This is a genomic window from Methylobacterium sp. (genome assembly GCF_019745455.1).
Classification (GTDB): domain Bacteria; phylum Pseudomonadota; class Alphaproteobacteria; order Rhizobiales; family Beijerinckiaceae; genus Methylobacterium.
Genome location: NZ_JAIETD010000032.1, coordinates 1 through 13,264, shown reverse-complemented (window position 1 = coordinate 13,264; position 13,264 = coordinate 1). Strand labels below are relative to the sequence as shown.

Annotated in this window: 8 protein-coding genes and 1 pseudogene; 4 read left to right on the top strand and 5 right to left on the bottom strand. The window is 68.3% G+C overall.

What is annotated here, in order from left to right:
* Positions 1 to 67: 67 nt before the first annotated feature.
* From K2Y56_RS07095 to K2Y56_RS07080, 4 genes are read left to right on the top strand one after another with little or no spacing between them, the layout of a single operon-like run.
* A complete protein-coding gene (locus K2Y56_RS07095) occupies positions 68 to 1,072 on the top strand; it encodes a MoxR family ATPase (RefSeq protein WP_292506482.1) in 1,005 nt (334 codons plus the stop codon).
* An 11-nt stretch (positions 1,073 to 1,083) separates the two neighbouring features.
* Positions 1,084 to 1,998, top strand: a complete 915-nt coding sequence (locus K2Y56_RS07090) for a DUF58 domain-containing protein (protein WP_292506480.1) — start codon at positions 1,084 to 1,086, stop codon at positions 1,996 to 1,998.
* A 4-nt stretch (positions 1,999 to 2,002) separates the two neighbouring features.
* Positions 2,003 to 4,822: a DUF4159 domain-containing protein gene (locus tag K2Y56_RS07085; protein WP_292506478.1), complete on the top strand. Its 2,820-nt coding sequence runs from the start codon at positions 2,003 to 2,005 to the stop codon at positions 4,820 to 4,822.
* Positions 4,823 to 4,856: 34 nt separating this feature from the next.
* Positions 4,857 to 6,941: a hypothetical protein gene (locus tag K2Y56_RS07080; protein ID WP_292506476.1), complete on the top strand. Its 2,085-nt coding sequence runs from the start codon at positions 4,857 to 4,859 to the stop codon at positions 6,939 to 6,941.
* Between the two features lie 76 nt (positions 6,942 to 7,017).
* Here K2Y56_RS07080 and K2Y56_RS07075 read toward each other — a convergent pair whose 3' ends face one another.
* The 5 genes and pseudogenes from K2Y56_RS07075 to K2Y56_RS07055 all read right to left on the bottom strand — a co-directional run.
* The gene (locus K2Y56_RS07075; protein WP_292506473.1) at positions 7,018 to 7,512 is read right to left on the bottom strand and encodes an N-acetyltransferase; all 495 of its coding nucleotides are present in this window, start codon (positions 7,510 to 7,512) and stop codon (positions 7,018 to 7,020) included.
* A gap of 9 nt (positions 7,513 to 7,521) precedes the next feature.
* Entirely contained in the window at positions 7,522 to 8,622 is a 1,101-nt protein-coding gene (locus K2Y56_RS07070; RefSeq protein WP_292506471.1) for a microcin C ABC transporter permease YejB, read from the bottom strand.
* Between the two features lie 10 nt (positions 8,623 to 8,632).
* The gene (locus K2Y56_RS07065; RefSeq protein ID WP_292506470.1) at positions 8,633 to 10,486 is read right to left on the bottom strand and encodes an extracellular solute-binding protein; all 1,854 of its coding nucleotides are present in this window, start codon (positions 10,484 to 10,486) and stop codon (positions 8,633 to 8,635) included.
* Positions 10,483 to 12,372: an extracellular solute-binding protein gene (locus K2Y56_RS07060; RefSeq protein WP_292506622.1), complete on the bottom strand. Its 1,890-nt coding sequence runs from the start codon at positions 12,370 to 12,372 to the stop codon at positions 10,483 to 10,485. Before K2Y56_RS07060 ends, K2Y56_RS07065 begins: the two co-directional genes overlap by 4 nt.
* Positions 12,373 to 12,575: 203 nt before the next feature.
* Positions 12,576 to 13,127 (bottom strand): annotated as a pseudogene (locus tag K2Y56_RS07055) (cytochrome c family protein); the annotation flags it as partial.
* Positions 13,128 to 13,264: the final 137 nt, after the last annotated feature.

Genomic DNA, 13,264 nt, shown 5'->3' with positions numbered 1-13,264 from the left:
CATCCTGCCTCGAACGGCGCCACACTCCCTCTTTCCAGCGCCTTGGCGCCACGGGAGATCACAACGCATGACGCAAGGCGTTTCGCCGGCCACGGCCCTCGATGACGGCATCGTCGCCACGGCGGAGGCTTGCCTCGGGACGGTGAGCCAGGCTCGGGAGGCGATCCATAAGGTCATCTTCGGCCAGGAGACCGTCGTCGATCTTGCTCTCATCACCATCCTGGCCGGCGGCCACGGGCTGCTGGTAGGTCTGCCTGGCCTCGCCAAGACCAAGCTCGTCGAGACGCTCGGGACCGTGCTCGGCCTCGATGCGCGACGCGTGCAGTTCACCCCTGACCTGATGCCCTCGGACATCCTCGGCACCGAAATCCTCGACGAGGATGCCGACCGGCACCGCTCCTTCCGCTTCGTGAAGGGACCCATCTTTACCCAGCTCCTCATGGCCGACGAGATCAACCGGGCGAGTCCGCGCACGCAATCGGCGCTGCTGCAGGCGATGCAGGAGAACTTCGTCTCCGTGGCGGGCGAGCGCCACGACCTGCCGCGACCGTTCCATGTGCTGGCGACCCAGAACCCGATCGAGCAGGAGGGAACCTACCCGCTGCCCGAGGCGCAGCTCGACCGGTTCTTGCTGGAAATCGATGTCGGCTATCCCGATCGCGCCGCCGAGCGCCGCATCCTGATCGAGACCACGGGCATCGTCGACCACACGCCCGAGGCTGTGATGTCGACCGAGGCCCTGCTCACGGCCCAACGCCTCGTGCGGCGCCTCCCGGTGGGCGACACGATCGTCGACGCCATCCTCGATCTCGTGCGCTCCGCCAGACCTGAGGGTGGCGACCCCTCGCTCAAGGGCAAGCTGCTGTGGGGGCCGGGGCCGCGTGCCAGTCAGGCGCTGACACTCGCGGTGCGGGCTCGTGCCCTCATCGAGGGCCGCGTCGCTCCCTCCATCGCCGACGTCAAGGCGCTGGCGGAGCCGGTTCTGAAGCACCGCATGGCGCTGAGCTTCGCGGCGCGGGCCGATGGTGAGACCATCCCGGGCCTCATCGCCCAGCTCGCGGCCAAGCTCTAGGCCCGGTGAGGATGGCCGCGAGCCAGGTTCTACCGGCGAGCGAGCGCCGACCCGGACGTCACGAGACCGAGAACGCCCTCTCGCTCGCCGAGCGGATGCCGCGGCTCATCCTCGAGTCGCGCCGTGTCTCCACGACTCTCGCGCATGGCCTCCACGGACGTCGCCGGGCCGGGCCAGGCGAGAGCTTCTGGCAGTTCCGGCCCTTCGTCACCGGCGAGGCGGCGGCGCGGATCGACTGGCGCCGCTCGGCCCGCGACGACCGGCTCTATGTCCGCGAGCGTGAGTGGGAGGCGGTCCATAACATCTGGTTCTGGATCGACCGCTCCGCCTCCATGGGCTTCGCCTCCAAGCACGCCCAGGCCTCCAAGGTGGAGCGCGCCCTGGTGCTCGGCCTCGCGCTCGCCGACGTGCTGGTCGAGGGCGGCGAGCGCGCCGGCCTCCTCGGGCTGACCCGCGCCACCGCATCGCGAAAGATCGTCGAGACCATGGCCCATGCCCTCACGGAGGACCACGCCGGGCTCGACAAGGACGCGCCGCCCCGCGCCATACCAGGTCGCTTCGACGAGGTCGTGCTGATCAGTGACTTCCTGTCTCCGCTTTCCGAGGTAAAGTCCGTCATTAACCATATTTCCGGCGGGGGCACCCGCGGCCACCTCGTCGCGATCGTGGACCCGATCGAGGAGACCTTCCCGTTCACCGGCCAGGCCGTGCTCCAAGACCTCGAGAGCGACCTCAGCCTCAATATCGGCGATGCCGGCGCCTGGGGGGATGCCTATCGCGCCCGCATCGCCGAGCATCGCGCCGGCCTTGCCGAGATCGCCCGCCTCCAGGGCTGGACGGTGACCACCCACCGAACCGACCGGCCCGCAAGCGAAGCGGCCCTGCGCCTGCTGACCCTCGTCGCCGCCTCGCGCGGGGGCGGCTGAGGCCATGTTCGGATTGCCGCTGACCTTCGCAGCTCCCCTCGCGCTCGCCGCCCTCGTCGCGCTACCCGCCCTGTGGTTCCTGCTCCGGGTGACGCCGCCTCGGCCTCAGCGCATCGACTTTCCGCCGCTCCGGATCATGGCGGACCTCATGGGCAAGCGCGAGACGCCCGCCCGCACACCGCCCTGGCTCCTCATCCTGCGAATCCTGGCGGCGGCCTGCCTGATCCTCGCCGTATCCGGGCCTGTCTGGAACGCCGCCGGCATCGGTGCCGCCGCCGGTCGCACCCCGCTGCTCGTCATGATCGACAACGGCGCCACCGCCGCCCACGATTGGCGGGACCGCCTGAGGGCAGCCACCGACGAGATCGAGGCCGCCGCCCGCGATGGTCGCCCGGTCGGGGTCCTGGCCACCGCCGAGCCTGCCGCCGCCTTCGAGGCCAAGGCACCGGCTGCCGCCCTCGACCGCCTTCGTGCCATCGCGCCCCGGCCGCACATTGCGAGCCGCAGCATCCATCTGCCGGCCGTCGCCGGGTTCCTGGAGCGCAATCCCGGTTCGTCCGTCGTGTGGATCAGTGACGGTGTGGCAGGGTTCGAAACCGAGAGCTTCACCAAGGAGCTCAATGACTATCTCGGCCGTACAGGGGCGAGCCTGACGATCCGCGCCGCGGAGACGCCGCCTGCCCTCGCCCTGTCGGTCACCGAGGCGAGCGGCCGCCTCTCCGTCCATGTTCTCCGGGCTGCTGCCAACGGGCGCGACGCGGGTCTGCTGCGCGCCCTCGACCAGAAGGGCCTGCCGCTGGCCGAGCACGATTTCGCCTTCCGTTCCGGAGAGACCGATACGGAGGTCGTGTTCGACCTACCCGTGGAATTGCGCAACGCGATCGCCCGCATCGAGATCGCGGCGGAGCGCTCCGCAGCGGCCGTGCGTCTGATGGACGAGCGCGGCCGGCGGCGCCGGGTCGGGCTCGTCTTCGGCGGCACCAGCGATCAGGCGCAGCCGCTGCTCGCGCCGACCTACTACCTGTCGCGCGCCCTCGTTCCCTTCGCCGACGTGCAGGAGCCGCGCGGCGCCAAGGGCGTATCCGACCAGATCGCCCAGATGCTCGACGGGCAGGTGTCGGTGCTCGTGCTCGCCGATGTCGGCGCCCTCGATGCCGAGGCGGTGCAGAAGGTGACTCGCTTCATCGACGAGGGCGGGCTGCTCCTGCGCTTTGCCGGCCCCCGCCTCGCCTCGGGCAACGACACCCTTGTGCCGGTACGTCTGCGCCGTGGCGGCCGGACGCTCGGCGGTACCCTGTCCTGGGACAGCCCGAAGACGCTCGCGGCCTTCGCGCCCGAAAGCCCCTTCGCCGGGCTCAATCCACCCGCCGATATCGGCGTACGCCGCCAGATTCTGGCCGAGCCGGACGGCGACCTGCCGGGGCGGACCTGGGCGTCCCTCCAGGACGGCACGCCGATCGTCACCGCCGAGCGGCGGGGGCAGGGCATGATCGTGCTCTTCCACGTCACCGCCGACACGACCTGGTCGAACCTGCCGCTCTCGGGGCTGTTCATCGACATGCTCCGCCGCGTCGTCGGCCTCGCTGGGGCGGGCGCCGTACAGGCGCCCGGCAACGGTCCGCGGCCAGCCGCCGCGATCCTCGCCCCTCGGGTGACGCTTGATGGCTTCGGCGTGCCCGGCAGTCCGCCAGCCGGCGCCACGGCGGTCGCGGCAGACCAGACCGAGCGCGCCTCCTTCGAGCATCCTCCTGGCTTCTACGGCCCCGCCGATGCGGGGATTGCGGTCAATGCGCTTCTCCCCGACGACCGGCTCAAGCCCCTCGATCTTGGCGCGCTCACCGGAGCACGCATCAACGCCCTGGCGGGCGCCGAGACCCTCGATCTGAGAGCGTTCCTGTTCAGCATGGCCCTCGCGCTCCTCATCCTCGATACCCTTGCTGGGCTCTGGCTCGGCGGCTTTGCAGGGCGTCTCTTCGGGCGGGGTCTCACGCGCCGCGGCGCCGCTGCCGCGATGCTGGCGCTCGCCTTCGGCTTCGTGATCGCGCCGCGGCCCGCGGAAGCGCAGGAGGCGGCAAGACCGCCCGGCATCGAATCCGCCCTCGCCACTCGCCTCGCTTTCGTCGTCACCGGCGACGAGGCGGTGGATACCGCGAGCCGCGCCGGTCTGTCGGGCCTGACGCAGATGCTGGCCGCCCGCACTGCCCTGGAGCCGGGCGATCCAATCGGCATCGACCCCAGCCGCGACGAGCTCGCCTTCTACCCGATTATCTATTGGCCGATCGTCGCGAGCCGGCCGCAGCCGAGCGAGGCGGCGATCCGGCGGATCGACGCCTTCATGCGAAATGGCGGCACGGTTCTGTTCGACACCCGCGACGCGCTCACCGCCCGCCCCGGCGGTCCCGCGACGCCCGAAGCGCTCTACCTGCGCCGGATGCTCGCGACGCTCGAAGTACCCGAGCTCGAGCCGGTGCCGGCCGACCACGTGCTGACCAAGGCCTTCTATCTCGTCGACAGCTTTCCCGGCCGCTACGCCACCGGACAGACCTGGGTCGAGACCCTGCCGCCGGCGGGCGAGGGCGGCGAACGCCGTCCGGCACGAGCCGGCGACGGTGTCTCGCCGATCGTCATCACCGGCAACGACCTCGCCGCGGCATGGGCGGTGGGCAAGCGGGGCGAGCCGCTCTACCCGATCGTCGGCGGCGACCAGCGCCAGCGCGAGATGGCGTTCCGCGGCGGCATCAACTTCGTGATGTACACACTGACCGGCAACTACAAGGCGGACCAGGTCCACGTGCCCGCCTTGCTGGAAAGGCTCGGGCAGTGAGGGAAACGTCGGTTCCGGAAAGAGGCCGCATCACATGCTGAGCCTCGCCTTCACGCCCCTCGTGCCTTGGCCTGTCCTTGCCGGCTTCGGGATCGTCGTGGCCCTGTTCTGCATCCTGGCGATCGTCGCAAGGGGCAGGACCGCGCTGCTGCGCGCTGTGGCCCTCGCCCTGGTGCTGCTCGCCATCGCCAACCCGTCCCTGGTCCGCGAGGACCGCGAGCCGGTCAAGGACATCGCCGCCATCGTGGTCGACCGTTCCGGATCACAGGCGCTCGGTGACCGCGCGAGCATGACGGATGCGGTGCGCGCAGAGTTGCAGCGCCGGTTCGGTTCGCTCACCAATATCGAGCCTCGCTTCATCGACGTCCCCGATGCGGCCGACGGCGACGAAGGCACCAGGCTGTTCACAGCCCTGTCCCAGGCGCTCTCGGACGTTCCGCCCGAGCGCCTCGCCGGTGTGGTGATGCTCACCGACGGCGTCGTTCACGACATGCCGGCCTCGGTGGCGGCACTCGGCATCAAGGCGCCGCTTCACGTGCTCGTCACGGGCCATCCGGACGAGCGCGACCGCCAGATCAAACTCATCGAGGCGCCGCGCTTCGGCATCGTCGGGCGCGACCTCGCGATCAAGGCCGAGGTGATGGAGCGCGGCGGCACCGGCAATGCCGTGGTGACGGTGCGGCGCGACGGCGAAGAGATCGAACGGCGCTCGGTGCCGACGGGCCGGCCCTTCTCGCTGACGACGCGAATCGAGCATGGCGGCCCCAACGTCGTCGAGATCGAGGTCGAGGCGCTGCCCGGCGAACTCACCACCATCAACAACCGCGCTGTGCTCCCGATCGAGGGCATCCGCGAGAAGCTGCGCGTGCTCCTCGTCTCGGGCGAGCCGCATCAGGGCGAGCGGACCTGGCGCAACCTTCTGAAGTCCGACGCCAATGTCGACCTCGTCCATTTCACGATCCTTCGGCCTCCCGAGAAGCAGGACGGGACGCCCATCTCGGAATTGTCGCTGATCGCGTTCCCGACGCGCGAATTGTTCGTCCAGAAGATCAAGGATTTCGATCTCATCATCTTCGACCGCTACGCCAACCAGAGCGTGCTGCCCTCGGCCTATTTCGACAACATCGTCCGCTACGTCCGCGACGGCGGCGCGCTGCTCATCGCCGCCGGTCCGGAATTCGCCTCGCCGACGAGCCTGTCGCGCACCCGCCTCTCGGCGATCCTGCCGGGCGAGCCGAACGGCCGCGTCGTCGAGCGCGCCTACAAGGCCGCCCTCACCGGCACCGGCCAGCGCCATCCGGTCACCCGCGCCCTGCCGGGCTCTGAGTCTTCTCCGCCGGCCTGGGGCGACTGGCTCCGGGTCGTGGCGGCGCAGACCAAGCCCGGCATCCAGCCGATCCTGCAGGGCGCCGATTCCCTGCCGCTCCTCGCGTTGTCGCGCGAGGCGAAGGGCCGGGTCGCGCTGCTGCTCTCAGACCATGCCTGGCTCTGGGCGAGGGGCTATCAGGATGGCGGACCCTATCTCGACCTGCTGCGGCGCCTCGGCCATTGGCTGATGAAGGAGCCGGCCCTCGAAGAGGAGGCACTGCGCGCCCAGACCACCGGCCGCGGCCGCGAGGTCCGCGTCGAGCGCCAGACCATGGCCGACACCGCAGAGCCGGTTAGCGTCACCGGTCCGACCGGTACACAGACAAGCCTGACGCTGACGCAAAGCGAGCCCGGCCTCTTCGCCACAACCTTCGAGGCGGCTAGCCTAGGGCTACACACGTTGCGCTCGGGCAGCCTCGTCGCCTTCGTCAGCGTCGGGCCCCCGAACCCGCGCGAGCTTGCCGACGTCTTCAGCGATACAGAGCGGCTGCGACCCCTGGCCGAAGGCACGGGCGGCTCGATCCGGCGCCTCGACGAAGCCAATGGCGGCTTCACCGTCCCACGGCTGCAGAGCGTGCGCAGCGGGCGGCTGGCCGGTGCCGACTGGATCGGGTTCCGCCCGAGCGACAGCGCCAATATTCGGGGCGTCGAGGTCTATCCCCTGGCGCTCGGTCTCTGGGCCCTCGCGGCTCTGGCTGCGGCCGTGCTGGCCATGTGGCTCGTCGAGGGGCGGCGCGGACGCGTGGCTTGACGGGCGGCCAGAGGCGTTGATCTTCGCTGTCCGACGCTTGAGCAGACGCTTACCTGACGTTGCCGGTTCCCGGCACCTACCCGCCCGTCACCATCCCTCGCATCGCCTTCGCCCCGTCCTGCAGCGCCAGCCACAACACCCGCCCGGGATCGACCGGTCCCGGCAGCATCAGCGTACCGGCGGGCACCCGCTCGAAGCCGAAGCGGGCGTAGAAGGGCGCGTCTCCGACGAGGAGCACCAGCGCCTCGCCCCCCGCCCGTGCGGCGTCGAGGCTGCGGTTCATGAGGCCCGAGCCGATGCCGCGGTTCTCGAAGCTCGGATCGACGGCGAGCGGCCCGAGCATCAAGGCCGCCCGCCCTCCGATCAGGATCGGTCCCATCCGCACCGAGCCGACCAGGAAGGTCCCGACCAGGGCGGTGAAGGAGAGGTCGGGGCGATGCGGCACCCCCTCGCGCAGGCGATAGGGCGTGCGGGCGTAACGGCCGGGGCCGAAGGCGCGAGCATGGAGGCGCTCCACCGCTTGCGCGTCGTCGGGTAATTCCGGCCGGATCAGCAGCGGCAGCGTCGTCATCCGGGCCGCTCAGTTGGCGCGGCTCGAGAAGTCGATGCGCGGGTCGATCCAGGTATAGATCAGGTCGGAGAGGAGATTCACGGCGAGCCCGAGCAGCGAGAAGATGTACAGGGTCGCGAACACGATCGGGTAGTCGCGTCCGACGATGGCCGAGAAGGACAGGAGGCCGAGCCCGTCGAGGGTGAAGATCGTCTCGATCAGGAGAGAGCCGGTGAAGAAGGCCGCGATGAAGGCGCCGGGGAAGCCCGCCACCACGATCAGCATGGCGTTGCGGAAGACGTGGCCGTAGAGAACGCGCCGCTCGGTCAGGCCCTTCATTCGTGCCGTCAGGACGTATTGCTTGCGGATCTCGTCGAGAAACGAGTTCTTGGTGAGGAGCGTCGAGGTGGCGAAGGCGCCGAGCACCAGGGCGGTGAGCGGCAGCACCATGTGCCAGGCGTAGTCGACGGCCTTGCCCCAGAGGCTCAGGCTGTCGAAGTTCTCGCTCGTCAGGCCGCGGATCGGGAACCACTGGAAGAACGAGCCGCCGGCGAACAGGATGATGAGCAGGATGCCGAACAGGAAGCTCGGCACCGCGTAGCCGACGATGACGACGCCGGAAGTCCAGAGGTCGAAGCGCGAGCCCTCCTTCACCGCTTTTCGGATGCCGAGCGGGATCGAGATGGCGTAGGAGAGCAGCGTCATCCACAGGCCCAGGGAGATCGAGACCGGAAGGCGCTCGCGGATGAGTTGAAGCACCGACACGTCGCGAAAATAGCTGTTGCCGAAATCGAACCGGACGTAGTCCCACAGCATCTTGGCGAAGCGCTCGGGCGCCGGCTTGTCGAAGCCGAACTGCTTCTCCAGCTTGGCGATGAAGGCGGGGTCGAGCCCCTGCGCCCCGCGATAGCGCGAACTGCTCTCCCCGCCGCGAGAAGCCATCCCGCCGCCGAGGTCGCCTGCGCCGCCGGTCACCCGCGACAGGCCGGCATCGTTCTGGCCCTGAAGCTGGGCGAGCACGCGCTCGACCGGGCCGCCGGGGGCGAACTGCACGATAACGAAGGTGATCAGCATGATCCCGAAGATGGTCGGGACCATCAGGGCGATGCGGCGCAGGATGTAGGCGAGCACGCGGGGTTCCTCAGATCCGGCCGATGCGCCGGGCCTTGGCGGCATCGAACCACCACGTCGCCGGCACGCCGAGGCCGTAGGGCGGCGGCTCCGCCGGGCGGCTGAACACGTCCCAGACCGCGATCCTGTGGGCGGCACCGTACCACATCGGTACCCAGTACTGCCCGGCCCGCAGCACCCTGTCGAGGGCACGGCATGCGGTGACAAGAGCCGGCCGCGACACCGCGTCGGTGGCGGCGGTGATCAGTGCGTCCACGGCTGGGTCGGCGATGCCCGCGAGGTTGTTCGAACCGGGAGTTGAGGCCGCGCGCGACCCGTAGATCTCGCGCATTTCCGGCCCCGGCGTCATCCCGCTGGAATAGCGCCGGCTGGTGATGTCGAAGTCGAAATCCTTGAGTCGCGACTGGTACTGCGAGGCGTCGACGGTGCGAAAGCGCGCCTTGATGCCGATGAGACCGAGGTTGCGGATGAAGGGCAGCGTATGGGGTTCTAGGCTCGCCGTGACGTCGAGGAATTCGATCTCGATGGGCTTGCCGTCGGGCAGTCTCTGGACGCCTTCGCTGCGGACGCAGCCGGCTTCGCGCAGGAGCCCGGCCGCGCGGCCCAGCAGCGTGCGATCCTGGCCGGACCCATCGGATTCGGGCGGACTCCAGACCTCTCCGAAGACCTCAGGCAGAAGCGTCGCGCGCAAGGGCTCGAGGAGTGCCAGTTCCTCCGGCGAGGGCAAGCCTGTCGCCTTGAGATCCGAGTTCTCGAAGTAAGAGGCTGTGCGCTGATAGGCCTCGAACATCAGGTTCTTGTTGGTCCAGGTGAAGTCGAAGCACAGCCCGATCGCCTCGCGCACCCGGCGGTCCTTGAAGGCGGCGCGGCGGGTATTGATCCACCAGCCCTGCGTGCCGGACGGCGTTTTGTCGGGCAGGATCTCACGCCGGACCCGGCCCTCCTTCACCGCGGGAAAATCGTAGCCGGTGGCCCAGACCTTCGCAGTGAATTCTTCGCGGTAGGTGAAGGCGCCACCCTTGAAGGCCTCGAACGCCACCTGGCGATCACGGAAGCACTCGTAACGGATCGCGTCGAAATTGTTCTGGCCGACATTCACCGGCAGGTCTGCGCCCCAATAGTCGCGGACCCGCTCGAGTTCGATGAACCGGCCCGATTCGAGCCGGCCGACCTGGTAGGAACCGGAGCCCAGTGGCGGTTCGAGCGACGAGGCCTCGAAGTCGCGGCCGCGATAGTAATCGGCCGAGAACACCGGAAGGGTGGCGACGAAGAGGGGCAGGTCGCGGCTACGGCCTGGTGCGAAGCGGACCGTCACTGTCTCTGCCTCGGCGCTCGCCTCCACCATGTCGCGGATCACCTGCGAGATCGCCGGGTGACCCTTCTCCTTCAGGAGCATCAGCGAGAATGCGACATCCCGTGCAGTGAGAGGCGAACCATCGTGGAAGCGGGCCTGCGGCCTCAGGGCGAAGCGGTAGGCCAGCCTGTCATCGGAAATCTCCACCGAGCGGGCGAGGAGCCCGTAGAGGGCGTCGGGCTCGTCGAGGGCCCTGACCATCAGCGAGTCGAAGGTCAGGTTCATGCCCGGCGCGCCGTCGCCACGCAGGACATAGATGTTGAGGGTGTTGAAGGTCTCGGATGACTGGTTGCCGATCGTCGAAGTCAGTTGCGCCGAGAAGCGGCCGCCTTTCGGCGACATCGGGTCGACATAGTCGAAATTGCGGAAGTCGGGTTGGTATTTGAGGTCGCCGAAGCTCGACAGCCCGTGCGCGGTGCGGGCCTGCCCTATTCCCTCCCTCGATGATCCGCAGAGCGCGACAGCGGCCGCGCCGGCAACCACCGTCCGGCGCGTCGGACCCGCGCTCAACGCGGCGCCCCCGTCTTCGCGGCAAGCCCCTCGTCGTACCACCACGTCGTCGGGAAGCCCGAACCGCCGTAGCGCGGCAGCACGGCGGGACGGCTGAACCGGTTCCAACGCAGGGTCCGGGAGACGTTGGAAGCCCATTGTGGCACGACGTAATTGTGGGCGAGGAGCACCCGGTCGAGCGCCTTGGTGGCGGCGATGACGCCGGGACGGTCCTTGGCGAAAACCACCTTCTCGATCAGCGCATCGATGGCCGGGTCCTTGATCCCGATGAGGTTGCGCGAGCCGGGTTTGTCGGCGGCAGCCGAGCCCCAATATTCGCGCTGCTCGTTGCCCGGCGACAGCGATTCCGCCCATGAGCTCGTGGTGACGTCGAAGTCGAAGGACCGCATCCGGTTCTGGTACTGCGCCTGATCGATGACCCGGAGGTTCGAGTTGATGCCGATGAGCTTCAACTGCGCGGCGAACGGCAGGATCACCCGCTCGAACACGCTCTGGAATTCGAGGAACTCGACGGTGAGCGGCTCGCCCGTCTTCACGTTGGTCATCTGACCGTTCTTCAGCTCGTAACCAGCCTCCTTGAGGAGGCGAACGGCCTCGCGCAGGTTGGTGCGGACCGCCTCCGGGCTACCGTTGACCGGATTGGCGTAAGGCGTCGTGAAGACGGAGGCCGGGATCTTGTCCTTGAGCGGTTCGAGGAGGGCGAGTTCCTCGGGTCCCGGCAGGCCGGAAGAGGCAAGCTCGGAACCGAAATAGTAGGAATCGATCCGCCTATAGAGGCCGAAGAACAGAGCCCGGTTCATCTCCTCGTAGTTCATGGCGAGGTTGAAGGCGCGGCGTACGCGCTCGTCGGCGAATTTGGGCTTCCGCGTATTGAAGACGAAGGCCTGCATGTTGCCGTTGCCGCGATCGGGGAATTCCTCCTTGACGAGGCGGCCCTCCTTCACGGCGGGGAAGTCGTCGTAGGCGGTGGCCCAGTTGCGGGCGACGTTCTCAGTGCGAAAGTCGTAGAGATCGCCCTTCAGCGCCTCGATCAGTACGGTGGAATCGCGAAAATACTCGTTGCGGATGGTGCCGAAATTGTTGCGACCGACATTCACCGGCAGATCCTTGCCCCAGTAATCGGCCACCCGCTCGTAGGTGGCGCTGCGGCCGGGCTCGAACTTGGCGAGGCGATAGGGGCCGGAGCCCAGGGGGATCTCGAGGGTCGTCTGAGCTGCGTCGCGCTGGCGCCCCTGCGCGTCCTTGGCCGTCCACCAATGCTTGGGAAGGATGCGCAGCTGACCGAGCACCTGCGGGAGCTCGCGGTTGCCGGTTTCGCTGAAGCGGAAGGTGACCTCACGTGTCCCTGTGGCTTCTGCCTTCGTGACGGTTTGGTAGTAGGCCGAATAGAACGGACTGTTGGCCTTCAGCGTATCGAAGGACCAGATCACGTCCTCGACGCTGATCGGGGTGCCGTCATGCCAGCGAGCGTTTTCGCGCAGGCGATAGCTCACGGAAGAAAGGTCCGGTGCTACCCGCACGCCCTCGGCGACGAGGCCGTAGGAGGTGAACGGCTCGTCGGCGGATTCCGTCATCAGGGTATCGTAAATCAGGGTGACCGCGCCTTCGAGATCGCCCTTGAGGCCCGACACCACGTAATTGAAGTTGTCGAAACCGCCCTGTGCCCCGAGCCGCACCAGGCCGCCCTTCGGAGCTGCGGGGTCGGCATACTCGAAATGCTTGAAGCTTGGCGGATATTTCGGCTCCCCCATCAGCGTGATCGCATGGGAGAACGCGTTATCGGCCGGCGGAGGCGTCTGAGCGACCGCCTGAAATCCGAACCCGGAGACGACGAGTACCGCGGCGAGCAATCCGGCACGGCACGATTCGATCAGGCTCTGACGCATCACGATCCGGCTGTCTCCCTCGATGACGGCTTCACCCCGCCGATGCGGCAGGTTGCGCCGTTCTAGGACGGTCGCGGCTCGAACGCCAATTCGGCGCTTGCGCGCAGGGGCAGGGCCTCCGGGTAGCAGACATGAGAAAGGCCGGGTTTCCCCGGCCTGATGTCGTACGCGAACCGCGGCGGGTCATCCGCTCAGGGCTTGGCTTCCGCCGGCTTGGCCTCGGCGGTCGGCAGCGGCTTCGGGGTCTCCGAGAGCGTGCGCAGATAGGCGATGACGTTGGCGCGCTCCTGCGGCGAGGAAATGCCCGCATAGGCCATCTTCGTGCCCTTGATGTAACCCTTCGGGTTCTCGAGGAAACCATCGAGCTGGGCGTAATCCCAGGCGCCGCCCTTCTCCTTGAGCCCGGCCGAATACTCGAAGCCCGGATGGCTGCCGAGCTTGCGCTCGACCACGTCCCAGAGGCCGGGGCCGACCTTGTTGGTGTTCGACTTGTCGAAGACATGGCAGGCTTGGCACGCCTTGACCCCGGCCTGTCCCTTCTCGGCACTGGCGCTCGCGAGCCGCACGGCGATGGGCTCGACCTTCGCGGCCTCCGGTGCCGCACTCGCGGTCGGGGCAGGCTCGGGAAGCGCGTAGCCGGCATTTCCGGCCGGCTTCCCGTGATAGATCAGCTCGGCCAGGAACCCCGAACCCATCACGAAGAGCAGGGTGCCGAGCACCGCACCGGCGACCTTGTTCAGCTCGAACGAGTCCATTCTCGACAACTCCGGAGCGCTCAATGACGATGGCGCCGATGAAGGCGGCGCATGGGTAGGTGTCTGGTTGCGATACCTCCTTGGCGTCGGCGACGATGCGCATTGCTCGTTTGATGATGCTGGGACTGGGTGGCTTG

What these genes read in the sequence shown, in the direction of transcription:
- K2Y56_RS07095 (WP_292506482.1), top strand. Translation starts at nt 68, where the DNA reads ATGACGCAAGGCGTTTCGCCGGCCACGGCCCTCGATGACGGCATCGTC.
- K2Y56_RS07090 (WP_292506480.1), top strand. Translation starts at nt 1,084, where the DNA reads ATGGCCGCGAGCCAGGTTCTACCGGCGAGCGAGCGCCGACCCGGACGT.
- K2Y56_RS07085 (WP_292506478.1), top strand. Translation starts at nt 2,003, where the DNA reads ATGTTCGGATTGCCGCTGACCTTCGCAGCTCCCCTCGCGCTCGCCGCC.
- K2Y56_RS07080 (WP_292506476.1), top strand. Translation starts at nt 4,857, where the DNA reads ATGCTGAGCCTCGCCTTCACGCCCCTCGTGCCTTGGCCTGTCCTTGCC.
- K2Y56_RS07075 (WP_292506473.1), bottom strand. Translation starts at nt 7,512, where the DNA reads ATGACGACGCTGCCGCTGCTGATCCGGCCGGAATTACCCGACGACGCG.
- K2Y56_RS07060 (WP_292506622.1), bottom strand. Translation starts at nt 12,372, where the DNA reads ATGCGTCAGAGCCTGATCGAATCGTGCCGTGCCGGATTGCTCGCCGCG.